Annotated in this window: 27 protein-coding genes; 12 read left to right on the top strand and 15 right to left on the bottom strand. The window is 68.3% G+C overall.

Annotation, left to right across the window (positions count from 1 at the left end; all coding sequences use genetic code 11):
• Positions 1 to 44 precede the first annotated feature (44 nt).
• On the top strand, positions 45 to 611 hold the full coding sequence (locus DEIPI_RS33190) for a GNAT family N-acetyltransferase (RefSeq protein ID WP_052351876.1): 567 nt from the start codon (positions 45 to 47) through the stop codon (positions 609 to 611).
• A gap of 335 nt (positions 612 to 946) precedes the next feature.
• On the opposite strand, the gene DEIPI_RS0120685 is transcribed toward DEIPI_RS33190, so the two are convergent.
• Positions 947 to 1,264 (bottom strand): hypothetical protein, encoded by a 318-nt coding sequence (locus tag DEIPI_RS0120685; RefSeq protein WP_027483034.1) that lies wholly within the window; start codon positions 1,262 to 1,264, stop codon positions 947 to 949.
• Positions 1,265 to 1,366: 102 nt separating this feature from the next.
• On the opposite strand from DEIPI_RS0120685, the gene DEIPI_RS41950 reads away from it, so the two are divergent.
• From DEIPI_RS41950 to DEIPI_RS0120675, 3 genes are all read left to right on the top strand, one after another.
• A complete protein-coding gene (locus DEIPI_RS41950; RefSeq protein ID WP_281173246.1) occupies positions 1,367 to 1,498 on the top strand; it encodes a hypothetical protein in 132 nt (43 codons plus the stop codon).
• 117 nt (positions 1,499 to 1,615) lie between these two features.
• Positions 1,616 to 4,258 carry a hypothetical protein gene (locus tag DEIPI_RS0120680; RefSeq protein WP_027483033.1) on the top strand — a complete coding sequence of 881 codons (2,643 nt, stop codon included), beginning with the start codon at positions 1,616 to 1,618 and terminating at the stop codon, positions 4,256 to 4,258.
• Between the two features lie 49 nt (positions 4,259 to 4,307).
• Entirely contained in the window at positions 4,308 to 5,129 is an 822-nt protein-coding gene (locus tag DEIPI_RS0120675) for a hypothetical protein (RefSeq protein ID WP_027483032.1), read from the top strand.
• 492 nt (positions 5,130 to 5,621) lie between these two features.
• Here the strand turns inward: DEIPI_RS0120675 and DEIPI_RS0120670 are convergent, their stop codons facing one another.
• The 6 genes from DEIPI_RS0120670 to DEIPI_RS0120640 form a co-directional block, all read right to left on the bottom strand.
• Positions 5,622 to 6,059 (bottom strand): DMP19 family protein, encoded by a 438-nt coding sequence (locus DEIPI_RS0120670; RefSeq protein ID WP_027483031.1) that lies wholly within the window; start codon positions 6,057 to 6,059, stop codon positions 5,622 to 5,624.
• 62 nt (positions 6,060 to 6,121) lie between these two features.
• Positions 6,122 to 6,742 carry a hypothetical protein gene (locus tag DEIPI_RS35865; RefSeq protein ID WP_052351875.1) on the bottom strand — a complete coding sequence of 207 codons (621 nt, stop codon included), beginning with the start codon at positions 6,740 to 6,742 and terminating at the stop codon, positions 6,122 to 6,124.
• Positions 6,743 to 6,877: 135 nt separating this feature from the next.
• Positions 6,878 to 7,474, bottom strand: a complete 597-nt coding sequence (locus DEIPI_RS33185) for a dihydrofolate reductase family protein (RefSeq protein ID WP_045234808.1) — start codon at positions 7,472 to 7,474, stop codon at positions 6,878 to 6,880.
• A gap of 371 nt (positions 7,475 to 7,845) precedes the next feature.
• The gene (locus DEIPI_RS0120650; RefSeq protein ID WP_027483029.1) at positions 7,846 to 8,625 is read right to left on the bottom strand and encodes a hypothetical protein; all 780 of its coding nucleotides are present in this window, start codon (positions 8,623 to 8,625) and stop codon (positions 7,846 to 7,848) included.
• An 82-nt stretch (positions 8,626 to 8,707) separates the two neighbouring features.
• A protein-coding gene (locus tag DEIPI_RS36930) for an IS5 family transposase (protein ID WP_425387890.1) occupies positions 8,708 to 9,513 on the bottom strand; the annotation gives its coding sequence in 2 pieces (ribosomal slippage) (positions 8,708 to 9,192 and positions 9,192 to 9,513; 807 coding nt in all).
• A 58-nt stretch (positions 9,514 to 9,571) separates the two neighbouring features.
• A complete protein-coding gene (locus DEIPI_RS0120640) occupies positions 9,572 to 10,030 on the bottom strand; it encodes a hypothetical protein (protein ID WP_027483027.1) in 459 nt (152 codons plus the stop codon).
• Positions 10,031 to 10,218: 188 nt separating this feature from the next.
• Between DEIPI_RS0120640 and DEIPI_RS33180 the strand changes: the two genes are divergently transcribed.
• Positions 10,219 to 10,539 (top strand): hypothetical protein, encoded by a 321-nt coding sequence (locus DEIPI_RS33180; RefSeq protein ID WP_052351874.1) that lies wholly within the window; start codon positions 10,219 to 10,221, stop codon positions 10,537 to 10,539.
• Positions 10,540 to 10,642: 103 nt separating this feature from the next.
• Here DEIPI_RS33180 and DEIPI_RS0120630 read toward each other — a convergent pair whose 3' ends face one another.
• Together DEIPI_RS0120630 and DEIPI_RS0120625 are read right to left on the bottom strand one after the other, a co-directional pair.
• The gene (locus tag DEIPI_RS0120630) at positions 10,643 to 11,458 is read right to left on the bottom strand and encodes a MerR family transcriptional regulator (RefSeq protein ID WP_027483026.1); all 816 of its coding nucleotides are present in this window, start codon (positions 11,456 to 11,458) and stop codon (positions 10,643 to 10,645) included.
• A 144-nt stretch (positions 11,459 to 11,602) separates the two neighbouring features.
• Positions 11,603 to 12,016: a DUF4405 domain-containing protein gene (locus DEIPI_RS0120625; protein WP_052351873.1), complete on the bottom strand. Its 414-nt coding sequence runs from the start codon at positions 12,014 to 12,016 to the stop codon at positions 11,603 to 11,605.
• Positions 12,017 to 12,123: 107 nt separating this feature from the next.
• Here DEIPI_RS0120625 and DEIPI_RS35860 point away from each other — a divergent pair, with 107 nt between their 5' ends.
• The 5 genes from DEIPI_RS35860 to DEIPI_RS0120605 all read left to right on the top strand — a co-directional run bounded on the left by DEIPI_RS35860 (position 12,124) and on the right by DEIPI_RS0120605 (position 16,082).
• Positions 12,124 to 12,546 (top strand): HAMP domain-containing protein, encoded by a 423-nt coding sequence (locus DEIPI_RS35860; protein ID WP_052351872.1) that lies wholly within the window; start codon positions 12,124 to 12,126, stop codon positions 12,544 to 12,546.
• Between the two features lie 5 nt (positions 12,547 to 12,551).
• Positions 12,552 to 13,199 (top strand): sensor histidine kinase, encoded by a 648-nt coding sequence (locus DEIPI_RS33175; protein WP_052351871.1) that lies wholly within the window; start codon positions 12,552 to 12,554, stop codon positions 13,197 to 13,199.
• 50 nt (positions 13,200 to 13,249) lie between these two features.
• Positions 13,250 to 13,846, top strand: a complete 597-nt coding sequence (locus tag DEIPI_RS0120615; protein WP_027483024.1) for a hypothetical protein — start codon at positions 13,250 to 13,252, stop codon at positions 13,844 to 13,846.
• 54 nt (positions 13,847 to 13,900) lie between these two features.
• Positions 13,901 to 14,944 (top strand): FUSC family protein, encoded by a 1,044-nt coding sequence (locus DEIPI_RS41945; protein ID WP_157463852.1) that lies wholly within the window; start codon positions 13,901 to 13,903, stop codon positions 14,942 to 14,944.
• Positions 14,945 to 15,101: 157 nt separating this feature from the next.
• Positions 15,102 to 16,082 (top strand): magnesium transporter CorA family protein, encoded by a 981-nt coding sequence (locus tag DEIPI_RS0120605; RefSeq protein WP_027483022.1) that lies wholly within the window; start codon positions 15,102 to 15,104, stop codon positions 16,080 to 16,082.
• 253 nt (positions 16,083 to 16,335) lie between these two features.
• Here the strand turns inward: DEIPI_RS0120605 and DEIPI_RS41625 are convergent, their stop codons facing one another.
• The 4 genes from DEIPI_RS41625 to DEIPI_RS0120580 all read right to left on the bottom strand — a co-directional run bounded on the left by DEIPI_RS41625 (position 16,336) and on the right by DEIPI_RS0120580 (position 19,994).
• Positions 16,336 to 16,563, bottom strand: coding sequence for a DUF5654 family protein (locus DEIPI_RS41625; RefSeq protein ID WP_045234807.1), 228 nt, complete (start codon positions 16,561 to 16,563; stop codon positions 16,336 to 16,338).
• Positions 16,466 to 16,852 carry an ion transporter gene (locus DEIPI_RS36925; RefSeq protein WP_027483021.1) on the bottom strand — a complete coding sequence of 129 codons (387 nt, stop codon included), beginning with the start codon at positions 16,850 to 16,852 and terminating at the stop codon, positions 16,466 to 16,468. Before DEIPI_RS36925 ends, DEIPI_RS41625 begins: the two co-directional genes overlap by 98 nt.
• Positions 16,853 to 17,215: 363 nt before the next feature.
• Entirely contained in the window at positions 17,216 to 19,192 is a 1,977-nt protein-coding gene (locus DEIPI_RS0120585) for an APC family permease (RefSeq protein WP_045234806.1), read from the bottom strand.
• A gap of 67 nt (positions 19,193 to 19,259) precedes the next feature.
• Positions 19,260 to 19,994, bottom strand: a complete 735-nt coding sequence (locus DEIPI_RS0120580) for a hypothetical protein (protein ID WP_157463849.1) — start codon at positions 19,992 to 19,994, stop codon at positions 19,260 to 19,262.
• 415 nt (positions 19,995 to 20,409) lie between these two features.
• Between DEIPI_RS0120580 and DEIPI_RS0120575 the strand changes: the two genes are divergently transcribed.
• A complete protein-coding gene (locus tag DEIPI_RS0120575) occupies positions 20,410 to 22,695 on the top strand; it encodes an IPT/TIG domain-containing protein (RefSeq protein WP_027483018.1) in 2,286 nt (761 codons plus the stop codon).
• Positions 22,696 to 22,870: 175 nt separating this feature from the next.
• Positions 22,871 to 23,077: a hypothetical protein gene (locus DEIPI_RS42305; protein ID WP_027483017.1), complete on the top strand. Its 207-nt coding sequence runs from the start codon at positions 22,871 to 22,873 to the stop codon at positions 23,075 to 23,077.
• 26 nt (positions 23,078 to 23,103) lie between these two features.
• On the opposite strand, the gene DEIPI_RS0120565 is transcribed toward DEIPI_RS42305, so the two are convergent.
• Together DEIPI_RS0120565 and DEIPI_RS35855 are read right to left on the bottom strand one after the other, a co-directional pair.
• Positions 23,104 to 24,987, bottom strand: coding sequence for a hypothetical protein (locus DEIPI_RS0120565; protein WP_027483016.1), 1,884 nt, complete (start codon positions 24,985 to 24,987; stop codon positions 23,104 to 23,106).
• Positions 24,988 to 25,270: 283 nt separating this feature from the next.
• Positions 25,271 to 26,002, bottom strand: a complete 732-nt coding sequence (locus DEIPI_RS35855) for an alpha/beta hydrolase (RefSeq protein WP_052351869.1) — start codon at positions 26,000 to 26,002, stop codon at positions 25,271 to 25,273.
• Between the last annotated feature and the right edge of the window lie 110 nt (positions 26,003 to 26,112).

The raw sequence follows: 26,112 nt of genomic DNA, 5'->3' as shown, positions 1-26,112 counted from the left end.
GTTCGCACGGGCGGGCGCCACCTCACGCCTTCGCGGAGCCGACCATGCACCTCGATTCCCCTTCGACCCGACGCGCCCGCCCGTCACACGAACGCCGTCCACCCCGCCTGTGGGTGACGCGGGTGGACGACGTCACCCGGCAGGCCGTGCTGACCCTCACCGTCGCCGAAGGGCAGGCGGGATTCGTCGTCGCGCCACGGGACGACCTCACCGACATCGAGGCGGACCCATGCTCGGAAGCGCACGCCGTCCTGCACGACGGTGAGGTGGTCGGCTTCTACCACCTGGACTTTCATCCGCTGGGGATCGCCGAACGCGCCTTCCCCCAGCCGAGCTGTGGCCTGCGCAGCTTCCTGATCGACACGCGCCACCAGGGCCGAGGGTACGGCCGCGCGGCCATGCACGCCCTGATCCAGGATCTCCGCGCGCGGCGTCCGGACGTGCAGCGCCTGAACCTCACCGTGAACTGCCGCAACGTCCACGCCCGCGCGCTGTACCTCGCGGTCGGCTTCACGGACGCCGGACCGCTGTTCCACGGTGGACCCAACGGACCGCAGCACGTGATGAGCTTCGACCTCACGCGCGCCCCCGAGAAACGAGTGAACCGATGAGGAGCACCCCCGAACGCGCCGCCGTGCGGCGCGTTCGGGCGGCCGCCTTGGAGAAACGCCATGCGTGACGACCCCGCCGAACGGACGCTGCGGGCGCTGCTGACCGCGCAGATGAACCGCAACGTCCCTTCCCTTTCGCACGAGCTCCTCGTGCTGCACGTCACCTCCTCCGCGTGACGTTCGACGTGGCACACCCGAGGCGCATCAAGGGCGAAGCGCCCTGGCTCGTCGTCACCACCTGGCTTAACCCTCGAGCCCACCGTGGCGGCCACCGACGTCCAGCGAGCAGCCGTCGGACCGGCCAGTCACATCGAAGCTCCTGACCCTTGCCAAGCTCACTTCCCGCCGCCTCGTGAGCGTGTCCATGCGGACGCGCCTTCCACATCCCCCAAGGCGTCCTCCACACCCAGGGGTTTCGTGATCAGCTCCAGCGTCACCAGCTGCTCCCGGTACCAGGACCTCAGGTGTTCGTCGAACACCCCTGGGTCGTGCAGAATCACCTGCACCTCCTCGTCACGCACCTCCCGTCCGGTCAGCGCCACCACGAGGTCCCGGAGTCCCTGACGCAGCGAGGCCCCCTCCTGCTGATTCAGCGAGGGCTGCCCGAGCAGCGCCCGGACTTCCACGATGGTCCGAAGAGGATCGCCGTCCACGCCTCCAATGTTTGGAAGCGAAGCGGGCCCTACCGTAGGCACCGCGACGATCTCCCGCGGTCCAGCCGCCCAGGTCACGACGGGCCACGTCCGGCGCTGGGGGTGTACCTGCTGGGCGTGCGGCTCGGGTGGAGTCTGCCCGGAGTGTGGCTCGCGATCGCACTGGACAACTACGCTCGGGCGCTGGTGCTGCCGTGGTGGTACCGCTCGGGGTGCTGGGTGCGGGAGGTCTGAACGGTTGTCGTTCGCCGGGAAGGTGCGGGTGTACACCACCATGTCATCCTCACGCCATGCTTAGTCTTCTAACCTGCGCGCGTCGCGCGGCCCCACGCCGCGCCCGGAGGTCCCCGTATGTCCACCCGCGCTCGCCGCCACACCCGACGACTTCCCCGCAGCCTCACCGTCGCGGCCCTCCTCGCCCTGAGCGCCCCCACCGCGCTCGCTTGGAAACCCGTCACGCACGTCGGCCTCGCCGACCTCGCCCTGCAGGACGCCCTCGACGACGGACGCGTCAGCTTCTACGAGACGAACTTCGACACGGGCGGCTACAAGCTCGACGCGGCCGGTCACCGGATCCTGATCGGCACCTACCCCGTCCGGCCCGACCTCCTCGACGCGCTGCGAGCGTACCGCGCGAACTACCACGCCGGCACCTTCGGCCCGGACGCCTACCCCGACATCATCACCGGCCAGATGATCATCCACCCCGCCGGAGAACAGACCGCGGGCGAGAGCGACAACGACATCAACCACGGCGGTCCCGGCACCGACAAGTGGCTCCGTCACCTTTATAACGCCGCCTTCGGCGCGGACGGCGCCTCCGTTACGGGCGCCACCCGCGAGAAGGCCTTCGTGACCGGCTTCCTCACGCACGCCGCCGAGGACATGTTCGCCCACACCTTCGTCAACCACTTCACCGGCGACGCGTACAACTACGACCGGCCCGGCGGTGAACTCATCCCCGAGAACGCCGCGAAACACGTGACGCTCGAAGGCTACCTCAACAAGCGAGGACCGCAGCCCCAGTCGTGGGACGCCAGCATCGACGGCCTGCAGGGCTTCATCACCGACAACCTCGTCCTCGCCCGCAGCGGCAGCGAACTCGAACAGTGGAACCTCCTCGGCGGGGAGAACACCCACTACAGCATCCCCGGCATCTTCTCGCGGCTGTTCAACCGACTCAACAAGGAGATCCAGACGTACCGGGACACCGTCAAGGCCTTCGACCGACAGATCCAGCAGAAGACCGTCGCCGCCAAGAAGTGCAAGCTCACCGACTTCTCGTGCAGCGCCGCCGTGCTGTACGCCGAGGCGGCCGCGCTGAACGTCGAGAAGGCCGCGTACGTCGCGCTGAACTACCTGCCCACCGAGTACAAGAAGAACTGGGTGAAGGACATCCGCGCGGGCCTCGACGCTCTGCCCGACATGAGCCACCGCCTCGCCGTCGCGATGTTCTTCAGCGCCCCCCAGGACGGCGACCGCTTCAGCAAGGCCGACCTCACCTCCGCGAAGGAGATCGTCAACGAATACGCCTGGAAGCACCTCACCAGCATGCGCGGCCTGCCCGACTGGGTCGGGCTCGGCGTCCTCCAGGTGCAGGAAATCATCGACTCGGTCGTGGAGGCCATCGGCATCGAAGGCGCCAAGGAAGCCCTCAAGGCGATGGCCGAGAACCTCTTCGACTTCCTCCTCGAAACGAGCCTCGGACTCAAGGCGCAGGAACTCGTCGAGGACCTCAACTTCCCCGAGAAGAAGTTCGACTACTTCCTCAACAACCCCGACTACAACCGCGCGGGCACCGGACACCTCGTCAGCATGCGCGACTTCAACCGGAACGAACTGCACCTCACTGACACCGGCTACGAGAACCCCGACGAACTGTACGCCGTCGAACGCGTCCCTGCCGCGTACAACTCCGTCGAAATGGTGAAGCTGCTCCTGCTCGGCAGAAGCGACGTCAACGCGCTCCTGCGTGACGCGCTGGGCCGCGACCCCACCGAGACGCTCACCGAACCCAACGTCCTGCTCGGCTACATCGCCACCCTCGACGGCAAGGAACAGTGGCACATCAACGACCCGAACCAAATGATTTTCGCCCGCAAGGACAACTGCGCCGCGTACCGCAGGCTGTTCATGCGTCAGACCGGCGCGACCGTCTGCGAGCCCACCACCGAGACGCCCCCGCCACCCGCGCCGAGCACCGTCAGCGCGACCTTCACGGTGCCGGCCGGCGGCGTGACCTTCCGAACGCCCTACAGCCTCGACGTGAACTACACCACCGGCGAAACCGGCGGCGTGTACTTCAAGGCCCTGCTCACGCCCTGGCCGACCACGACCGTCTCCAACCCCGTCACGCCGAACTCCGACACCTACACGGCCGCGCAGGGCTCCGGCAAGGTCACCTTCGAGGTGGACGGCCCCGCCATCTCACCCGTCGACCACATCACCGTCGTGATGTACGCCGCCGACGGCCGCGAACTCACCCGCACCGATGTGCCCGGCGGTTTCGCAGTCCGCACCGAGACCCTGCCCGGCTGCACCGAGGACCGCAGCGTCACCTACCGCGAGATCGACACGTACAACTGGCGCGTCACCAACGCCTCCGGCACCGTCGACCTCGTCGTCGACTCACGGGACACCGCCCTGAACCTCGCCGCGCTCGTGAACACCTTCAGCACCACCTGCATGATCGGCAAGGACAACACCCGCGCCAACCCGCAGGACTACCGGATGCAGTACTTCGTCGGCATCGACCCGGGATACCGCGTCCCGGTCTTCCCCAACGAGGACTGCGACCTGTACGACCCGAACGTGCTCACGCTCACCGATCTCGGCGCAAACGGCTGGCAGCTCACCGCCGGAAGCACCCTGACCCACCTGTTCGACACCGAGACCGACGCGCGCCGCGCGCTGAGCGTCGCCAGAACCTTCACCCGCCACTGCTTCTTCGGCCGCAACGACGGACGCGACGGACTGCTGGAGTACTGGCGCTGACCTTCACCCGGGACGCCCACCCGGGCGTCCCACCACCCCGAGGACGACCATGAAGAACAAGACGCGCAGAACGCACCAGACGCTCCTGACCGCCACCCTGACCCTGCCCCTGCTGCTCGCCGGCTGCGGTTCCTTCACGCCCGCCCCGAGCGCCGAGGTGCAGCCCACCGCGCAGAAACCCGCCGCCACGTCCGGCGTGCTCAACCTGACCCGCACCCAGATCGGTGACCTGGACTTCACCACCGTCAGCGCGTCTTTCGACGCCACCCCCGCCGAGACGCTTCGCGCCGCCGACCTCGCGGACCGCTGCTTCGTCACCGGCGCCGCCCAGACCACCCAGAGTGCGGCTGCCCCGACCTCCAGTGTGGACGCCGGACATCACCTCACCCTCACCTCGGACGGGCGGCCCTACGCGGAGCTCACGCGTGACAACACGGGTGGGGACGTGCAGTACGTCACGGACGCGGAGACGATGCTCGCCAGCCCACGTGGGAGCCTCGCGCTCGAAGTTCCCGGCTCGAAGGCCGTGCCCGCCCTGACGGTCACGCTGCCCGAACCTCCCGCGCCCGTGACGCTCACGACGCCCACGGACGCCGTGACGGCGACGAGTCCCTTCACGTGGACGGCGAAAGGGTCGGCGGACACGCTGGTGCAGCTGATCCTCGCCACGACACTGAACGGCGTGAGCAGGACGGTCGCGTGCTACGCGCGGGATGACGGCGCGTTCGGACTGCCCGACGAGACCCGACAGAAGCTCGGGGGGGACGCGACACTGAGTCTACGGAGTGTAGGCCGCATGACGATGACGTCGGTGACGAACGCCGGGGTGCAGCTGCACCTGCTGATCGGCACGCAGACGCTGCGGAAGTGACCTCGTCCGCGCGGGTGGCCCTTTCCCGCAGGGCCACCCGCGCCACGTCGTCGCGTGGTCGGTCGTTGTCTTGGATGGGACGGAACGCGGCCGCTTCACGTTTGTAGACGTGTGCTGCGAAGTGGCCTACCCGCCCGGTGAGGTCAGCGAGCGTTGTGACCGCCGCCGCTCGGGAGGTGGGGTGGGTCGGCGCGCCGCCCACGAGTCGATGCGGGGGGAAGCTGCGGCTTGAGCCCCCGGGTGCCGCGGACCGGCGCGGTACGAGCCAGAAACGTCGGGTGCGTGGGTTGACGTGGTGACGTCGCACCTGATCCGGGCACAGGGGACCTATCAACCTGCGCGGCTGCACGAGGTCGTGCAGGGCCTGGAGAACGTGCGTGACGGCGAGACGCTCCGCGCGGCCCTGGGTACCGGGAGACCGTCCGGTCCTCGGGCGTGACGCCGGGCCGCGCGGGCCCTGGCCTCGCACGACGTCCTGCCGGGAGTTCGCCTTCAAATCCTGAAGGGGAGGTCGGCCGCGTGCTCGACGATGAAGCGGTCCGTCAGGCAGCTGAGCTCCCCGGAGGCGGCGTGGTAGGCGTCGGTGAGGTCGTCGAGCAGGGTGCCGTCCGGCCCGTCGAGGCGTTCGAGCTGGTCGAAGCGGAGGTCGCTTTCGGGATGGGGCGCGCCGTCCGGGAACGCGGCGTTCGCGTCGCGAAGTGCTCGGGCGACCTGGCGGGCGCTGAGGCGTTCGAAGGCCAGCACCGCCTCGGCCGCGTGGTCTCCGGCGGAGTTGTGGTAGAAGCCGCGGAGGCCGCCGAGGATGACCTCGTACTCCGTCCAGGTGACGAGCGACAGGGTCCGCTCGGCCTCGGTGAGTCCGGCGAGGCCGACCTGTTCCCGCTTCCGGTCGATGGCGGCGACGTCGACGTCGTTGGCGTTGAGGCCCATGGTCGGTCATTCTCCCGCTCGGACGCGTGAACGGCAAGGGCTCCTGCGGCGCGGCCGGTCGGTCAGCCGACCGGGATGATCAGGCCCGTGCCGCGCTCGTCCGCCAGGGTCACCGCCTCGTGCACCGCCGGGAGCGCCGCACGGTCCGGGTCGAGCGTCAGATGCTCCGCTTCACTCGGGCCGTCCAGCAGCGTTCGCAGGAGGCGCGCTTCCTCGAGCGTCCAGAAGGACAGCCGTCCGGGGTCCTGGTCGGTCAGCCGGGCGTGGCGGGGCGCGCCGGTGATGATTCCACGGCCCGTCGGGAGGTACGCCATCAGGTCCGCCGCGTCGATCGAGCTTCGCGCGCGCAGCACGCTTTCGAGCGTCTCGAAGAAGCGGTCAGGCAGCATCGTCGGCGAGGCGCTCTCCAGCCTCGCCGCCGGCTCGCGGAGCGCGAAGTCCGGGTAGTACCAGGTCAGCAGGTCGTCAAGGACGTCCGGGCGGCGCGCGGCCGCCTCTTCCAGCGCGGGGCGGCCGCGCCGCACGAGGTCACGCAGGACGTCCACGGCGCCCGGGAGGAAGTCCTCCGGGAACGCCTCGACGCTCGCTTCCAGCCACGCGAGGTACGCGCCGAGCGGGGCGCACAGGAAATGCGCGAACAGCCCGTCTGGGGCGCCGAGGTGGAACGTCACGTAGACGCCCACGCGCACCTCCCCCCGGCGGGTCGCTTAGACCATGTTTCACGGCCTCTCCCGCCTTGCTGCTGCGGAACGGCCGTCGTCGAGTTGCAGCTCGCCGCAACGACATGCGGCAGATGAAGGAGCGTCAAGCTTGACGTGTCAGGAAGGAACCTGCGGGCCAGTCGGCTCGTCCTTCCTCAAGACCTGGTAGGTGACGTGTGTTGCATGCCGAGATTCGACGACGCGCACACGTTCCAGGTGCGTGCGTTCCCCGGCCTGCTCGAACAGGCGCAGGCCGCCACCCAGCAACACCGGGGCGACGTGAAGCTGAAGTTCGTCGAGGAGCCCGGCGCTCAGGAACTGTCGAGCGGTCAGCGCGCCTCCCGCGACGCACACGTCCTTGTCTCCGGCTGCGGCGAGCGCCAAACTCAGGGCGTGATCTACGCCTCCCGTGACGAAGTGGAACGTGGCTCCACCGCGCTCCACGCTGGGAAGCGTGGCGTGGGTCAGGATGAAGTGTGGCACGTGATACTCGGTGTCGAAGCCGTTTGGGTCGGTCCCGAAGGCTGTGCGTCCCAGGATCATCGCGCCGATCCGGTCGAGCAGCTCGCGCTTGATCTCGTCAGCCGCGCCCTGCTCAGCGAAGTACCAGTCGTGCAGACCGCCGTCCTCGCCGTCGGGTCCACTGAGGTAGCCGTCGAGGGAGATGGCGAGGTCAAGGAAGACCTTGGGACGTGTCGGGACGTCATCGGACATGGATTCCTCCTGACGGCGGCGTGAGGCGTCGGGAAGGCTTCGACGGATCGGGGATGGTCGGCGTACCGGCAGGGAAAGCTCGCGCGGGAACGACCTTCGAGAGGATCGGGGACTCCGGTTCAGGCGAGTGTAACATCCGTGATCCTCGTGACGTCGTGATGCTCATGAACGCCGAGGGTCACGCGATGTTTCGCGACTTGGCGCGTCACCGACCGGGCAGGTGGAGGGCTTGCCGCACGGCACGGCAAGCAGAGTGACAGGTCGTGAAACAGGCTCGTAGAGCCTGTTTCACGACCGATCAGAGATGTCGAGTACAACACACCCGCACGGTTCGGCGTTGCCTCTATATGACTCGATCAAGCGCTAAATCTCTACGGCCTGACGGAGCGGACCACCGGTACTTGATCGGACAATCCATGCCAGTCGTAACTTACAGTGAAAAAGCCACAACGATCGGACCGCTGCGCCACGAACTGCCGCGCATCCGCGTGTTCAAGCCACTTCTCCACCAGCAGTTCGTCATCAATTTGCCCACACCCGGCACGCGGTGGAATCACCAACTCCAAGGACCGCAGCGCGCCTGTGTCCGCGCGGACGATCAACAGCCGGATGATGGACGGATCACGCTCCAGGCCGGTCGCTCTCCGCTGACGAAACAGCAGTTCGCTGTGACTGCCGGCCAGCGGAAGGCCGGTCGCCGTCGTCGCCCACAACTGGCGGCCGTCCAACAGTCGGAAGCCGACGATGTCGTTCGTCCAGTCCACCGCGTTGGAGATCCGTCCCACCCACAAGACGTTCCCGATGACCTGCCAACCACGCCGCGGTCCGGTCGCGGCCCCAAGAAACCTCCCATCAAGGTCGCGGTGCCACACGGTCTGCCTGTTGACAGTTGAACGCACGATGATGCGAAGCTGCCGCCTGCCACTTCGAGTGTTGCCGAACTCGCCCAGGATGACGACGTACCGTCCGACCTCACCTGTGCTGACAAGGTCGATTCCGGGTGAAATTTGGGATTGGGAGGTTCCCCCGGGCACGGCAGGCACCTTGGCCGGGCGGGGAGACGCGGCCGAGGAGGAACTGAGAGGAGGGCCGGCGCCCCCCGCGAACGCCAGATTGAGCAACACGAACAGGATCACGAGGGCTGGGCGCATGCTCGCACCATACCGTTGCTGTTTGTTCGCCGTGATCGAATTCGTGCTGCTTAAACCGGTCCACTTGGCGCACCTGCCCGGTCTACCCGTCAAGACGGCACAGCGTCCGATAGCAGATCAACGCGCACCCTAACAAGTGAAGCGCCAAGAAGGCTGATGCACTGCGTTCAGCACGCAACCGAAGCCGTCGAAAGCCATTGAGCCACGACAGGGTTCGTTTCACGACCCAACGGTGACGTCCGAGTCGCTCGCTCGACTCCACGCCACGACGTGCAATGCGAGCCTTGATGTGCCGCTTACGGCAGGAACGTCGGCACCTCGGGTAGTCGAAGGCCTTGTCGGCATGCACTGCGTCAGGCCGCTGTCGTGGTCGCCCGCGCTGACCCGTCCTGAGCGGTGGAACCGCGTCGAGGAGGGGGTCGAACATCAGGCTGTCGTGCGTGTTGGCGCCCGTCAGAAGCACCGCCAGAGGAAGACCTTGTCGGTCCACGATGAGGTGGCGCTTGGTGCCCAGCTTGCCTCGGTCAGTCGGATTGCGACCGGTGAGATCCCCCCTTTGAGGGCGCGGACGCTGGCCGAGTCGAGAGACGAACGGCTCAGGTCGACGAGCCCGAGGGCGTGCAGTTGGTTGAGCAGCACGTGGTGAAGCGCTTGCCATACACCCGCGGCCTGCCAGTCACGGAGCCGTCGCCAACAGGTGACGCCACTGGGGAACCCGTAGCCCTTGGGCAGAGCATTCCAGCGGATGCCTTCCTTGAGCACGTAGATGATCCCAGCGAGAGCGGCACGAGGGCAGGCGAACTGCCCGCCGCCTTTAGGTCTGGGCGTGACGGGCAGAAGTGGTTGGATCGTGTGCCAGAGACGGTCGGGGACAAGGGTTTCGACCATCCAATGACGCTACGGCGAGGTCATGAACGCAGGGCGTGACGCTGTTCCCGCGTGGACTTCAGTTGAGTGCAACAGATGGGCGGGAGAAGTGAACGGTGATCGGGAGGGCACCATCCTCCAGCGCTGCGTAGTCCACGTGAACTCGATACTCCCCGATGTCGAACATGTCGAAGGGCTTCGCGAAGAAGAGCCCAGGGATCTCTTGAGCGGGATCCATCGTCCGAGTGGGTCGGCCAAGGAGCTCGGTGACCTCCGCGCGGCACATGGAGGTCGTGAGTCCAAAGGGCAGCACGACGTCCCGGTACTCGACGTCGCCGTCACGCCGGACATAGAAGACGATAGACGCGACCTTCTCGTCTTCGAGCACCAGGTCGATGCCGTTGGGAAGGAACACGTAGCGACTTCCTTCGACCAGCCCATCTTCGGTACGAGCACCCGCGACGACCTGGTCACCCACAGCGGCAGCGATCCGGTGCCAGTCGCCCCCGAGGACGGGGAGAAGCTTCTCGACGATCATGGGGACCTATCAGGTGACGAGGTAGAAGGAATCTGGGTCACACGCACGTCTGATGCTACCGCCAGGAATGTTCCCACGGCTCATTGGCCTCTCAACAGCGCTCGGCAGTGTATGGCGGTCGTGAAACAGGCTCTTAGTAGCTGTCAAGTTTTGTTTGTCAAAGCAATTCGAGAAGGTAAGGTGCATGTATGACGTTGCTCGAAACTCCACTTGGCTCGATCAACCTCCAAGACGGGCACATCACCTACGCTGAATCTGCCTGGAAGGACCTCGACGACGAGGGCTGGCGGAAAGAGGATTTGCTGCAGGTCGAGTACCAGGGAGGCTTCATTCTGGATGTTGGTTGGTATGGCGACGAGCAATTCCACATTTATATCATCCGGGATGCGGATTGGTCGTCCCCTGTGTTCCACCAAACCGTCACAAATCGAACTGCCTCACTTCCCTTACTTGATCGGGCTATCGTCCACCTGCATCAGCTGAGCAATTCACTGACAGACCGAAATTGACGCTCCATCAGTGGCTTGTCAGGAACGATCTGTCGTTTCCCTTGCTCCGCGCAGTCCGGACCACCATCGGCCAGCCCGACGACCAGAGGTCCTCACTCGAAGGTCAGACGGAAGTACTCTCCGCATTCGTCTCGTCAAGAAAGAACGCGATGTCTGTCTCGTACTCCTCGGGGTTCGGTGTGTCCGGGATGCTTCTGACATAGAACTCCGCCGTGACGCCCGTGAGGCGCAGCCCGCGCCGCAGCGCTTCCTCCACCACGACCGAATACGCCGCGCCCGTCCGGTCGTACGGACCGACGAACCGCCCGACGAAGGCCGGACCGCCCTCGAAGGTCCGCACCTCGACCCGACCTTGCGGCGCCACCACACCCTCGACGGGCACGCAGATCTCCACGAGGCTGCCTTCGCCCTCGTCGTCGTTGTGATGCACGAAAAAACTCGGCGCGGTGTTCGTGTACCCTCGGGCCTTCTGGTACGCCACGAGGTCCCGGAGCGCCTCGGGAATGACCTCGTAGTGTGGCGGCACGAGCCGCGTCCGGATCGTGAGGATCTGACGTGGGGCGAGGTGTTCGACGCGGTACTCCATAGGGTCCTCCTTCAACAGGCGGCGCAGGTGCGCGAGGGACGCTTGACGCTGGTGAATCTCACGGATGAGCCGGTGTTCGTGACGCGCGAGCACCTCCCGGGCGAGCATGGGCTGGTCGAGCAGCGTTCGAATCTCGTCGAGCGGCAGGCCCAGTTCCCGCCAGCGCCGGATATGCACGGCGCGCTGAAGCTGCGCGACGCTGTAGAGGCGATACCCGCTGAGTAGATCGACGTGGTCGGGGCGGAGCAGGTCGATGTCGTCGTAGTACCGGAGGGTCTTGGCGGACAGTCCTGTGAGAACGGCGAAGCGGGAGATGGTCAAGCGGGCCTGCATGCCTCGCACGCTACGGGTTCCAGTGGCGGGAAGGTCAAGGGCGCCCCTCGCACCTGTCGGGACGCATCATCCGGCGAGAGGGTGACCATCCCTTTCTGACAAGCCATTCGTGGGGAGGCGCGTCGTCCTTCACGAAAGGCGCGATCAGCGCGTGCCCTTCGCGGGGCGGGTGAAGCGGCCCCACACGTACCTGCGCAGGGCGCCCACGATCCACCTGCGATGCATCGCGACGTGCAGCGCGAGGATCACCACGCCCGCGTCCGCCGAGACGCCGTGCAGCCGCCGCCAGGGGCCGGCGTGCTCGTCCACGCTCAGGCCCAGCGCGGGCAGCACCGCCCTGGAGATCATCAGCCCGCTGAAGATGATCAGCGTCATGTCCACGAAGAACGCGACGTTCAGGAGGCAGTTCAGCCGGGTCTCCAACGGAAGGGGTCCCATGAGCTTGCGGGAGATGCCGACGATCCACTCCCAGTGCAGGACGAGGTGCGCGACGATCGCGACGGCGAGCAGCGCGCTGCCCCACTCGTGCACGGGAATGCCGGTTCCGTGCGGCTGCATCGCGAGGAGGAACGCGACGAAGGTGAAGGTGTTCAGGACGAGGTCGATCAGGACGGCGCTCAGGGGGCGGCGACGGCGGGCGGGCAGGGCTGTACACGCTGCCGGGCATGCCCGCCGGGACGGTCCTGGCCGGGGAGCGGGCGGCGAGCGCGCTGCCCGTCGTGCATGGTGGGCGACTGGTCGCGTACGTCGCCCCAACCTTCATCCCGCAGGCGCCGGATCCGCAGGGCCGGACGTTCTTGACGCGCACGACGGGGGCGATCGTGTGGGCGATGCTCGGCTCGGTGCTCGCGGCGGTCACGCTGGGCGTGCTGCTCGCGCGGGTCCTGCTCGCGCCGCTGGATGACCTCGGTCAGGGCATCCGGCGGATGCGGCGTGGGGAGGCGCCCGGGATGGCCCCTCGGGGTCGGACGGACGAGTTCGGGGAGGTGCTCTCGGCGTTCCACGAGATGCACGAATCGGTCGCGCGGAACCAGCGGGCGCAGCGGCAGCTCACGGCGAACCTCGCGCATGACCTCAACACCCGCTGAGCGTCATGTCCGGCACGCTGGAAGGCATGCTGGACGGCACGTTCCGGGTGACGCCCGAGCGTCTCGCGCGACTCCAGCGGGAGACGCGGCACGTGTCGGCCCTCGTGGGGGACCTGCGCTTCCTGTCGCTCGCGGACGCGGGCGAGCTCAGGCTGGACCCGCGCGAGGAGGACCTGAGCGTGCTCGCGCGTGAGGCGGTCAGCAGCGTACAGGACGCGGCGAAGGGCAGGGGTGTGACGCTGGGTGTGTCCGTGCCGAAGGGCGCGCTCGTCGCGAAGGTGGACGCGCGGCAGGTGACGCGGGTGCTGCGGAACCTGCTGGACAACGCGCTGGCGTACACGCCCGAGGGTGGAAACGTGCACGTGGACGTCCGACACGAGGACGCACGCGCGGTCCTCTCGGTCCGCGACACGGGCGTCGGCATCGCGGAGGCGCAGCTGGCCTTCGTGTTCGACCGGCAATACCGCGCGGACGAGGCGCGCGTGGCGGGCGGCAGCGGCCTCGGCCTGACGATCGTGCGGAGCGTCGTGGAGGCGCACGGTGGACGCGTCATGATCGAGAGCGCGCCGGGCGTCGGTACGACCGTCACCGTGGCGCTGCCCGTGGGAAGGGTGGAGAGTCGACCCGCGCGCGCGAGCAGGTCCGTATCATGACGAACACGCCACGCGCGCGCCGTCCCGTCCTCCTGTCGAGGTGAGCCCACGTGATCCGCAAGACCCTCAACCTCATCAGCGTGAGCACGCCCGGCGTCAGCGCCTCCACGCTGATGGCCTGTCTGCCCACCCCGGAGGTCACGCACGTGGACCTGACGGACGACCACGTGGAGCTGGTGCTGCCGGACGCCTCCCGCGAGGCGACGCTGCGGCTCGCACGGACGCTCAGCGAACGGTACCCGGCGGAGCTGGTGCGGGCGCACCTGCGGGTGAACGCCCGCTGGCTGCCCCGGGTCGTCTCGACGGGACTGCTGTTGGTCGCGACCCACGCGCACGTCGTGGACGTCGACGTCCCCGCCGAGGTGATGATCAGGACGATGGAGGTCGCCCCGCCGGGCTGGAATTCGGGAGGGGTGCACGTCCAGGCGGTCGGCAGGGCGTCGCAGCTCGTGCTGCCTTCCCGAAGCGAGGAGGAGCTCGGGCACGTGACCGACTGGGTGAAGGCGCATGTGGGGGAGCCGCGCGTCTCGTCGAACATGCCAGGGCGGTGGGTGGCGAACGGCAGCCGTCATCACGACGTGGAACGGTTCCGGTCGGGAGCCGCGCTGCCGTCGGCTCCGGCGGTACGCTGGACGGACGATGACTGATGCGCCGTGGGGGCGAGCAGCGGGTGCGCGGGCCGTGCCGCTGGACGCGTGGACGTGGCACGCACGTGGTTCGGGTGGGTTCCGGTGACGTTCCTGCGTGACCTGCTGCGCTTCGCGCCCGCGCGGCACGATCACCTGCCGGCCGCGCGGATCGCGCTGGGCGTCGCCGTTCCGCTCGGGCTGCTCGTCACGCTGGGTCGCCCGGACCTGGCGGTGTACGCGTCCTTCGCGGCGTTCACGGGAGTGTACGCGCGACACGAGCCGCTCGGGGCGCGCGTACGGCACCAGGCGCAGGCCGCTTCGTTGCTGCTCGCGTGCGTGGCGTTGGGCGTGGTGCTGGCGGACGCGGGCGTCTCCCCGTGGGGGGTGGTGCTGGCGGGCGCGGTGGTGTCGGCGGTGGGCGCGGTGCTGGCGGCGGCGTTGGGGCTCCGGCCCGCCGGGTCGTTGTTCTTCACCTTCGCGGTGGTGACGGTCGCGAGCGTCCGGACACCCGCGCCGTTCGGCGAGGCGATGGCCGTGGCGGGCGTGACGGCCGCCCTGAGCGTGCTGCTGGGCGTGCTGGGCGCACTGCTGTCCGGACGCCTCAGGCCGGAGGAACTGTCGGTGCCGGTGTCAGCGCCGCTCCCGGAGTCGGAGTTGAGCTGGCACGGCCTGCGGCATGTCGTGGCGGCGTTCGCGGGTGGCGTGGCAGGGATGGTGTCGGGGGTGGGGCACAGTCCGTGGGCGATGGTCGCGGCGGTCGCGCCGATCTCCATGCAGGACCAGCGTGGGCGGGTGCAGCGGGCAGTGCAGCGCGTGCTGGGCACCCTGGGTGGTGCGGGGGGAGCGGCCGTGCTGTTGCATGTGTCGTGGTCGCCGCTGGCGTCGGTGTTGTGGATCGTGGGGTTGCAATTCCTCGCGGAGTTGTTCATCGCTCGGAACTACAGCGTGGGGCTGGTGTTCGTGACGCCGTTGGCGCTCATGATGGCGCGGCTCGCGTCTCCGGGCTCCGTGGGGGAACTGGTGTGGGCGCGGGTGGTGGAGACGCTGCTGGGAGCGGTGGTGGGGTTGCTGGTCGTGCTGCTGGTACGTTCGAGGGCGGAGCGGACGGCGAGGTGATGGTCCAGGTTGTCGATCCGAGGTAGACCCGGACGGACAACCACCACGATCAAGACGCACTCAGAGTCAGAAAATCCTCTGAGGACCGAGCGGCAACACGAGGCCGACCCTCGGCCGGAGGTCAAGGGCCCTCCGCACCGGTCCTTACACTGAGCGCATGATCCGCGCGATGAGTCTGCTCGACACCGAACCCGTCCACTGGCAGGGCGGTCAGCCCAGCATCTGGGTGGACGTGCAGGCCCCCACCCCCGACGAGGTCGAGCAGCTCGAGCATGCCTTCGCCCTCAACCCCCTCGCCCTCGAAGACGCCCTCACGCACGGCCAGTGGAGCCGCTTCGAGCTGTACCCCGAACACATCTTCCTCGTGTTCCGCACCCTCGACCAGCCCGACGCGTGTACTGACGACACCGAACGCGTCAGCCTCTTCTGGTACCCCAGGACGGACACCCTGCTCACCATCCGCCTCCACGACGTCGACTACCTCGACAAGACCTGGCATGAATTCGAAGGACTCTCGCACGGCAGCGAGGAACGCCTGATCTACACTCTGCTCAGCTACGGCACCGACACCTTCTTCGAGTTCACCGACGCCCTCCAGGACCGCACCCTCAGCCTGGAGGAAGCGATGTTCACCGAGCGCCGCACCGAGGACCTCGCGCAGCAGATCTTCCGGTACCAGCACCTGATCATGAACGTCCGTCGCCTCGCCAGCAACGCTCGTGAGGCGATCGCGGCGTTCTCCCGGCACGCGCTCGTCACCGCGGGCAACGCCGGCCAGGGAGGCGCGCCCAGCGCGGCGGTGCAGGGGCAGGCGCAGGAGATCGCGCTGTACTTCCGGGACGTCGTGGACAACCTCAGCCGCGTCTACGAAAGCCTCGACAGCACCCGTGAGGTACTCTCGAACGTCCTCAACGTCAACCTGAGCGTGCAGCAGGCGCGCGTGAACGACGTCGTGAAGACCCTGACGGTGGTCTCCGCGATCTTCCTGCCGCTCACGTTCCTCGCGGGCGTGTGGGGCATGAACTACCGGTTCATGCCGGAACTGCACTGGCGGTACGGGTACCTCATGGCGTGGGCGAGCTTCGTCACGGTGGCCGTGGCGCTCGGCTGGTACTTCAAACGGCGCGGCTGGTGGTGACGCCGGGCGCGACGAACCTTTCGCCACGTGTCCGGACACATTGTGCTCGTGCGTCAAGCGCTGGAGGACGACGTCACCGACGCCGAACCCGAGAAGCGGCGTGTCGCACGCGAGCCGCGGGAACGCGGGGTTCTGCGGACGGAGGTGTCGTCGAAAGCGCCCGGACGGGCCGAGCAGAACGGCCGCCTCACCACGCGGGCTTGATCTGCTCGACCGGATCGGCGGGGTCCTCGACGCGTCCACCACGAAGCGGTCATCCTTCCACTTCACGCGCGATCGCGGCGTCCCCGCCGACACGAGCGGCGAGCCGCGCGAGGTCGGCGAGCACCACCACCGCGAGGACGGTCGCGAGGATCGCGTTGGTGTACAGGCCGGCGAGACTGTCACCCGTGTTGAACACCACGCGGATGGTGGTGCGGATCGCTTCGTTCCACGCGAGCGCCGCGATCAGACCGAGCGAGGCGGACGCGAGGGTGATCATCGTCTGGAGGTACGTGCGGGCAGGCCGTCGCGAGGAACACCACGATCTTCGCGCTGCTCGCGCGCAGCGCGCTCGTGAGCAGGTTCGCCTCGCTGAGGTAGCACGTGAGCTTGAGAATCCGGAAGGTCCGCAGCAGGCGCAGCGCGCGGATCACGAGGAGGTACTGCGCGCCCGGCAGGAACAGCACGAGGTACGCGGGCAGGATCGCGACGAGGTCGACGAATCCGAGCGGGCTCAGCGCGTAGCGCCACCAGCGCCGCGCCGACACGAGCCGCAGGAAGTACTCCACGGTGAACGCCAGGGTGAAGGCAGTCTCCGCGGCCCGCGCGGGTGTCGCTCTCGAAGACGACGTTCCCGAGCGTCACCTGCCACGGGGGCCGCGTGTCCTCCAACCTGCTCATACCGGCAGTGTTGGCGACCTCGCCGCACGTCAGGCTTACCCTGGGAGGGTGTCGCCTTCACGCCTGGTGCTGCTCACGGTCGTTCTGTCGATGACCGCAGGGGCGAGCTTCGCCGTGGGCAGGGTGGTCCGGCTGATCGGGCTCGTGGCGCTCGTTCCCGCTGTTCGCGCTGACCGCGCGGCTGCTGACGTTCCTGACCCTGCGGGACCGGCCGTTCGGCGACTTTCGGGACGAGGACTGATCCTCCGAGTCTACCCGCCGACGTGCACGACGGGCCGCAGTTCCGGGTTCCGCACCGCGCGGCGCAGCACCTCGTGCGTGAGCGGCGCGATGTCCCCCTCGCCCAACACCAGGAACCGCACCGCCGCCGTGACCGGACTCTCCTCGATCCACTCGAAGTACACGTGCGGCTGCACGCCGTACGTGTCACGCACGTGCAGCAGGAACGACGCGATCGCGTTGGGCACCGCGCTCGACTCCAGTCGCAGGATCCGGTATCCGCCCACCTCCACCCCTCGGACCTCCAGCACGTCCGCGAACTCGCTGGGGTCCGCGACGCGCACTTCTAGGAACAGGAACGGCACGCCGTTCGGCAGGTGCGTGTCCGTGCGGACCTCGTGTTCCTTCTCGGCGTACTCCGCGACGTCGCCCGCGTTGAGTTCGTTCGCGATGAATCGGAGCTCGCCGGAAGCCGCGGCCCGGTTGAGCAGTCGTCGCGCCTCCGCGTCGAGTTCGACCCGTTCGGTGCGGAGCTCGAAGGACCGCAGCACGCGCGAGACGACGGACACCACGATGATCGCGAGGATGAAGAAGGCCCCGAGCCGCAGGCCGCTGAGGTCGTCGATGAACGTGACGATCAGGGTGTAGCCGAAGATCAGGCTGACCAGTCCGAACCAGAAGATCTCGACGCGGGCGCGTCTACGGACGGCGGAGAGCGTCACGGCGACGCTCGCGCTGCCGATCAGGACGAGGACGCCTGTCGCGTACGCCGCGGCCTGCGCGTTGACGTCCGCGCGGAAGATCAGGGTGATCAGCACGCACACGAAGGTGTAGATCAGCACGAGCGGCCGCGTCGCGCGCGCCCAGTCGGGCGCCATGCCGTACCTCGGCAGGTAGCGCGGCACGATGTTCAAGAGGCCCGCCATGGCGCTCGCGCCCGCGAACCACAGGATCAGGATGGTGCTGACGTCGTACGCGGTGCCGAACACCTCCCCGAGCCGTTCGTGCGCGAGGTACGCCAGCGCGCGTCCGTTCGCCTCGCCGCCCGGCTGGAACTGCGCGGCGGGAATCAGGAGGGTGGTCGCGAAGGACGAGCCGATCAGCAGGACGCTCATGATGAGCGCGGCGGTGGTGAGGAGCAGGCGGGCGCTCTTGATGCGGCCCTTCGGGTGCGCTTCCGTGTCGCCCGCGTCGCCCTTCACGAGGGGCATCACGACGACGCCCGTCTCGAAGCCCGACAGGCCCAGCGCGAGGCGGGGGAAGACCAGCAGGGCCGCGCCGATCACCGCGAGCGGACTGACGTACGTGGACAGGAGCGACCGCGCCCAGTTCGACAGCAGCGTGGGGTGCGTGACGACCTCGCGCAGGGCGTCTCCCACCACCACGAGGTTCAGGCCGAGGTACACGACGACGAGCACGACGGCGATGCCGATCGCCTCGCTGAATCCCAGCAGGAACACTCCGCCGAGCAGCAGGATCAGCGTCAGCGTGATCGGGACGTTCCACCCGTCGACGATCGGGTGGAGAAACGGGTTCTCCACGACGTGCGCGGCCGCGTCCGCCGCGCTGAGCGTGATCGTGATGATGAAGCCCGTCGCGACGAAGCCGAGCAGGATCAGCACCAGCAGCTTGCTCTGCCAGCGCCGCAGGAGGCGTTCGAGCATGCTGATGCTGCCGTCGCCGTGCGGACTTTCCCCGGCGACGCTGCGGTACATCGGCAGCGCGCCGAAGAGCGTGACGAGGACCAGCACGAGCGTCGCGACGGGGGAGAGCGCGAGGGTGCCGGCGGTGATCGCGGCGAGCGCGGCGATGCCCGGCTGATACCCCAGCGTGCTGAAGTAGTCGACGCCGGTGAGGCACATGACCTTCCACCAGGGTTGCGTGTGGTGCTGCGTGTGCGCCTGCTGCTCGTCCTCGTAGAAGCCCTCTCGTTCCTTGGGCTGGCCCTGGAGCAGCCAAAAGCGCAGGTTGTCGCGCAGGGACGAGCGTGGTTTCGGTTGATTCGACATACGGGCATTGTGCGTCAGCGGGAAGGCAACGGAAACCCGCACCGGGGTCACCTAAATGCGGGGCCGCTCAATGGACCGTCCAGCTGCCGTCGGCCGTCCAGGCGAGGTTCGTCTGGGTGGGCAGCGTCGTCGTCCTGACCGTCACGTCGACGGTCGCGTCCGTCTCCCGGGTGGTGCGGGTCACCGCGTTCCAGCCTTTGCGCAGGGTCTCGTCGTACGTGAAGCGGCCCTGGTAGGTTCGCGTGTCGGTCGTGTACGTGCACAGGGTCTCACCGGTCACGCGGACGTCACGGTCGACGAACGTGAAGTTCAGGATCTGCGTGTCACGCGGAAGCTCGGTGGTTCTGGACGTGCCGGAGAGCATGCCGTAGTAGAAGCGGTCGAGCAGCGCCGTGGAATCGGCGGTCTTCGTGGCGAGGCCGAAGGCGGTCTTGAGCTTGAAGTCGTCCGGTTCGTAGTTCAGCGTGAACGTCGAGCAGTCCGTCCGGTCGAGTTTCGCTTCGGAGAGGCTGTTGAGGTAGGGCGTCATGACGTCCGCGCCGGGCAGGTCGAGCCGGAAGGTGCCGTCGTCGTGGACGACTCCGGCGGGAACGAATTCGGTGGGGGCGCGGGTGAGACTGCGGTTCTGGAGGAGCAGGCCGAGCTTCGTTTCCTGCGCGGTCGCGCCCGTGAGGAGGCCGGTGAGCGTGACGGTCTCGCCGAGCGCGCCGAGCGCCTGAGGCGTCTCGGGTCGAGGCGCGCCGGGGCCCGCGCAGCCCGCGAGGAGGAGCGTGGCGGCGAACAGCAGGTTCAGGTTCTTCATGGTGTGCACACCGTATCAGGACGAGGGCGGGCCGCGCGGCGCACGTGCGCTTCGGCGGAACGTCCCGCCCTCGGCCTCACGCCCGGCCCGCAGGACGACGATCCAGGCCGCGCGGTGGCCGCACCGTCGCCGATGATCTCGTTCTCCTGATTCGGTTGCGCGGCGGTACCGGCGACGTCCGCACGCTTGACCGAACACGCTCCGACGCTCCCTTCGGGGACAGCCGGGCCGGACGGCCGTTCCTGCCGCCCCGGGCTGTGCACGTTCGCGAGCGCCGCCGTCACGTCGGCGCGGGGCGATCACGAACCAATCATGAGGAACCGTTTACCTTGCTCACGTCAACCTCAGGGACGGGGAGGTCGTCAACGACGCCGACCTCCCCGCACGCCCAGACCGCGCACACAAGGAGACCCTCATGCACCCACGCCGCCACACCCCCACACTCACCCTCGTCCTCACCGCCGCGCTGCTGTCCGCCTGCGGCCACTCCGACCCGCCCCCACCGCCCACGCCGCCCGCACCCGACGCGACCCTCGACGCCGACACCCTGAACCCCGCCGCCCGCGGCGAACCCATCACCCTCCACGGCGCCCACCTCGCCACCGGCGACCACGTCAAGGTCGGCGACGCCGACGCCACCAACGTCACCTGGACCGACACCGACGTCACCTTCACCGTACCCGACACCGCCGCCTGGGGCGACAACCAGGTCACCCTCACCGTGAACGGCAAGACCCTCACCGTCCCCACGCCACTGTTCGTGGGCGCGAAGCTCAACCCCGCGGCCAGCACCACCAACGACATCCAGACCGCGCTCGACGCGCTGCCCGACCACGCCGCGCTGATCCTCGGCGCCCGCGAGTACACCAGCGCCGGCGCCACGCTCGTCATCGACAACAAGACCCTCCACGGCGCCGGACCGGACCAGACCAGGGTGAACGGCAACGTCCGCTTCGTCGTCAACGGCGACGCGCACGTCGAGATGAAGCGCCTCACCTTCGTCGGCGACCAGTTCGACGTCACCGCGTCACGAACCGACGTCAGCCACGCCAGCACACAGTCCCCCCTCGGCGCGGCCCGCACCTCGAACCCAGCGGCGGCCGCCGGAGGAACCTCGCGAGCGCTGCTCACCTCCCCGTCCGCCGCCGACGCCACGATCCACACGCAAAGCGTGACCACCCGGGCACCCAGCAGCCTCTCGTTCGATCACGTCGCCCTGATCGGCTCGACCAGCACCACCGGATCCTTCCGGAGCAACGTCATCAGCACGGACCTCACCTTCACGCACAGCCGCGCCGACCTGCACCAGAACGCCGAGCTCACCGCGACCAACCTCACCGTCGAGGACAGCGACCTCAACGTGCTCGAACAGAACCCCGCCGCCCAGTGGGGCGCCACGCTGGACATCGCGACGCTCGGCAAGATCCGGATCAATCGCAGCACCCTCACCTCCAACGGCAGGATGAACGTCAGGACGTCACTGGACGACGTCGAGGTGCACGGCGGCAAGCTCACCGTCGACGCCTTCGGTCTGTGCAGCGCGTGGTGCTCCAACGGCCTGCAGATCAGCAGCACCCTCGGCGACGTCGACATCACCGGCAGCAGCGTCAACGTCAGCGCGCCGAGCAGGGGCGCCGCGTTCACCTCCAGCCTGGGCATCACCTCCGCCGCGGGCAACCTGAACATCCAGGACAACACGCTCATCCACGCCGACGACACCCTCGACCTCACCGCCGGCACCACCTACAACAATGCCATCCCCGTGAACCACGTCACCCTCACCGGAAACAAGGAAGTGTCCGCGGGCGACGGACCGGACGGCGTGAACCTCGGCACGCTCAACATCTACAACAACCACCTCGGTACGGTCACGGTGCAGAACAACACCACCCTCAAGTCGGACTACCGCATGGACGTCCACTCCGGCAGTGGGCAGGTCGTCGTCAAGGACAACCCCCACATCGAGGTCATCTCCGGCGACAGCAGCAAGCTCGACACGCCCAGCCAGGGCATCCTGTGGCTCTACACCGACGTCGCGGGCAACCACACGCCGGGACGCCTCGACGTCAGCAACAACACCTTCAAGCTCGACGGAAAACTGTACGCCGAAACCGCGAGGGATGACTTCGCCTGGTCGAAGAACACCGTCGACGTCACCGGCAACAACAGCCCCCGCGTAGAAGCGCGCTGCAACCACGCGAACACCTGCGTCCTCACCGACAACACCATCACCATCCGCGACACCCACCCCACCCTCGACACCCGCACCTTCGCCAGCTTCAAGCTCATGGCCGACACCTTCGCGAGCTCCGACGCCCCGCAGACCGTCACGGTCACCGGCAACACCATCGTCACGCTGGGCGGACGCACGTCCACGACGGCGATGTCGCTCGGCTGGGGCGCCGCGACCGTCAAGGACAACACCCTGACGAGCTCCGGTACCGCCGCGTTCACCGCGGTCCAGGCCACCGCGACCGTCACCGCGAACACCCTCCACCTGTTCAGCGGCGGCGGCCCCACCGGCGACGACCAGGGCCTGAGCCTCTCCGCCGTTCAGGGCGCGACCGGACACCTCAGCGTCCTGAACTTCACGGGCAACACCGTGAGCAACGCGGGACTCACGAGCGCGTTCGACGAGGACGGCATGGGAACGCTCGACAGCCTCACCGTGCAGGACAACGTCGGCGTCCGCCTGCCGTAAGCGACCGGCAACACACGCAGGAGCAGGCGCCGCCCCAGGGGCGGCGCCGCACCGTGGAGGCGCGGCGCGGCGCGGCGACGAGCGGGCGGAGCTGACGGCCTCACCGACGGGGAAGGGCACGTACCGCCGACCCACTTCAGGAAGGTCCGCACGATGGGTACGTCAGGATCTGGACGTGCACGTCGTGCCGGACGACCTCATGACGCTCAAGACGCGCGTCGCGCACGACTGGGTGCTGACGCACCCCGTGGACCACCTGCACTTCACGCCGACGAGCGTCATGATGCCAGCCATCCCGACGCGGCGCTTCGAAGGTCGCGGCAGCCCGCCCGCCCCCTGCCTTCAGCCCAGGAACCGGCCGAGCCACCCACGATCGACCTGACGTGAGTGGCTCGGCTTCCGCACTGGTCAGTACTTCCAGAACAGGCCGTCCGCATCGGACCTGAGCGTCAGGGTCCGCACGACGGTGTTCGACGCGTCCGTCGACGAGATGACGCTCAGCGCGTTCCAGCCCGCGTGGAGCGGCACGTCGGACGCGGCGAACGCGCACGACGAGGAGGGCGCCGCGTTCACGGTCACGTCCTGGTCCGCGTACACCCAGATCGGCTGCGCCGCGCCATCGACGCCGCCGTCCGGCGTCGCGCCGTACGCGCGCACGGTCGTCGTCCGCTCCGTGGACGTCGCGTCGAGCGCCAGCATGGACACCACGACCGCGCGGGCGTCCGTGGACAGGGTGGCGCCGTCCAGCAGGCTCTGCGTGGTGCAGTTCACCTGCTTCGCGAGCGCCACGCCGAGGGTGTCGAGCCCCGCCGGGACGTCCTTCGGTCCTGGAAACGAGAGCTGGAAGGTGCCGCCCGCGTCGACGACGCCGCGGTACCTGACCTGGACGCTCCCGCTCGACAGGTAGGACGTCCAAGAGACCGTGCGGTTCGTGAAGTCCGCCGTGACGCCGCCGAAGCGGGTCAGGGGACCCGACAGGGTCAGGCCGTCCGGGACGTCTCCGACGAACACCTTGATCGTGCCGCGCCGCGCGCGGGTGCCGTCGGAGATGTCGAACGTGACGTCGTACGCGCCGTCGGGCGTGCCGTTCGCGACGTCGACGGTGAGGGGCAGTGTCGCGCCGGGCGTCGTGACCGTGACGGACGACGGGATGACGCTGATGGATGCGTCCGGGTCGACGGTCACGCCGCGCACGGTGAAGGTGCGGGCGGAGCCGGCGTCCTGGATCTGCTCGTTGACGTTCACGGACACGCTGCTGGTGACGCTCGTGCCCCGCGGCGCGGTGAGGCCGCGGTCCGCGACGACCGTGAGGCTGGGCCGCGCCTGCCAGCCGTTCGGGGCGATGTCCGCGGCGTTCGTGAAGCTCGATCGCGCGGTGGTGCCGTCGAGGGTGAAGGTGGTGACGACGAGGTTCCAGCCCCTGTCGAGGTGGAGGTCGTACGTCACGACGTCCTTGCCGAGGGTGACGCAGCTTCGCGTGCCGGTCAGGTCGAGGGCGCGATCCACGAAGATCCACCGGGTGAGGGCGAAGGTGCCGTTCGTCGTGACGACGTGGCTGGCCGTGCCGACCTTGAGGTCGTCTCGCCGCAGTTCGACGTCGCTGGCCAGGGCGACGCGCGCGTCGTCGTCGCTGCTGACGACGTCGGTGGTGCAGTCCCGGTCGAACGGTCCCGGGGCGTATAGGCTCGACGCGGCGGTGAGGACGGGAGCGAGGGTGGTGAGGTCGGTGGGGAGGGCGACGTCGAACATGCCGTTCGTGAGGGTGCCGGGCGTCGTGATCGTTGCGCTCAGGGTGGGGTTCGTGATGACGGCGCGGACCGTGTCGGCCTGCTCCGGCGGTGTGACGGTGCCGCTGAGGCGGCCGGGAGTGTACTCGGGCGTCGCGGCCTGAACGGTGAGGGTGAGGGCGGCGTCGGCGGTGGTGGTGGCGTTCGTCGCGCGGATCTTGAGGTCGTACGTGCCGGGGGTGACGGCGCTGGCGACGTCGACGCGGAGGGTGGCGGTCGTGGCGGAAGCGCTGACGGTGGTGGCGGCGGCGGTGATTCCGGTGGGGGCGCCGGTGAGGGTGAGGGTGACGTCGCCGGTGAGGCCGCCGCCTCGTGTGATGGTGACGATGACGTCCGTGCCGCCGCCTGCCTTGAGGGTGGTGTCGCCGCTGTGGGTGACGGTGAGGCTGGCGGGCTCGGCGGGTTGGGTGATGGGGGTGGGTGTGGTGGCGACGGGGGCGTTGCCGCAGGCGTTGAGGAGGAGGGCGCCGCCGAGAAGCAGCAGGAGGGGTCGAGGGCGGTTCATGGTGCCTGACCCTACCCCCACCGCTTTAACTTTTTGTTAACGCTTTGAACAGGACTGCGATAAAACGCTCATCTTCCTGTGACCTTGTCAGGCGAACGTCCTGTTCTTGCCGACAAATTCCCGTCAACAAATCACCAAAAGCTCGTGTGCAGCACCGGAGTCCTGAGCCCCGTCCGCCCCTCAGCTCCCCGGGACTCCCACACCCAGACCACGCCCTCCGCACCCGACCATCCTGCTCTTCGCCTCTCGTCTCCGGCTCCTCGCCCCCCTCCCGTGACGGGCTTCACCTGAGGAACGCGACGATGGGCTGCCAGTACGCCCGCGCGCTGCCCGGCACGAGGTTGTCCTCCTCGCTGAGGTTGCGCGCGCCGTCCACGCCCGACACCAGCTTCGACACGAACAGCGTCCGCCGCGCGGGCGGCAGCGCGTCGTACACCTGACGTGGCCCCTCGTCCGCATCGAGCGGCTTCTCCGAGATCAGCAGCACCCGGGTCTTCACCTTCCGCACGGCGGGCAGCATCGACAGGCCCTCCAGGAACGCCTCGGGCGCCGGGTTCCACGCGATCAGCCCCGCGAGGTCCGCGTGACGCGCCGCGAAGGGGAACAGCAGGGACGCGCCGTCGTACTCACCCATCGCGAACAGCCGCGCCCCGGGGTACGTGCGGCGCGCGAAGATGTAGGCCGCTTCGAGGTCGAGCAGGACGTCCGCGAAGGTGTAGCGGCCCTGCGGGACTCGCCCGGCCGTGACGTTCGGGACGCCCATGTCGGGCATGCCGAGCCGCTGATCGAGCGCGACGCTGGCGTAGCCGAGCTCCGCGAAACGCCGCGCGGCCGCGTCGAACGCGTGAAGGCCGTCGTAGCGGCTGTGCACGAGCAGCAGCACCCCCCTGGGACGCTTCACGGGCGTGTGCTCCCCGTGGAGCCTCACGCCGTCGGACGCGCGCAACTCGATCGGCGCGGCGAAGGCGCCGAACGTCAAGGTCAGGACGAGCGGGACGACCGCACGAAGCTTCATCGGGACCTCCTTCGCGAAGGTGGCGAAGTCGATACGACGGGCAGGAACACGAACCCGGGAGGGCGCGGTGACGCCACGCGACGCGCCCCCAGCCGGGCCGCGTCGGTCGG

Origin of the sequence: Deinococcus pimensis DSM 21231, assembly GCF_000519345.1 — a bacterium.
In the GTDB taxonomy this organism is placed as follows: Bacteria; Deinococcota; Deinococci; order Deinococcales; family Deinococcaceae; genus Deinococcus_A; species Deinococcus_A pimensis.
This window is presented reverse-complemented; position numbering and strand designations above follow the sequence as displayed.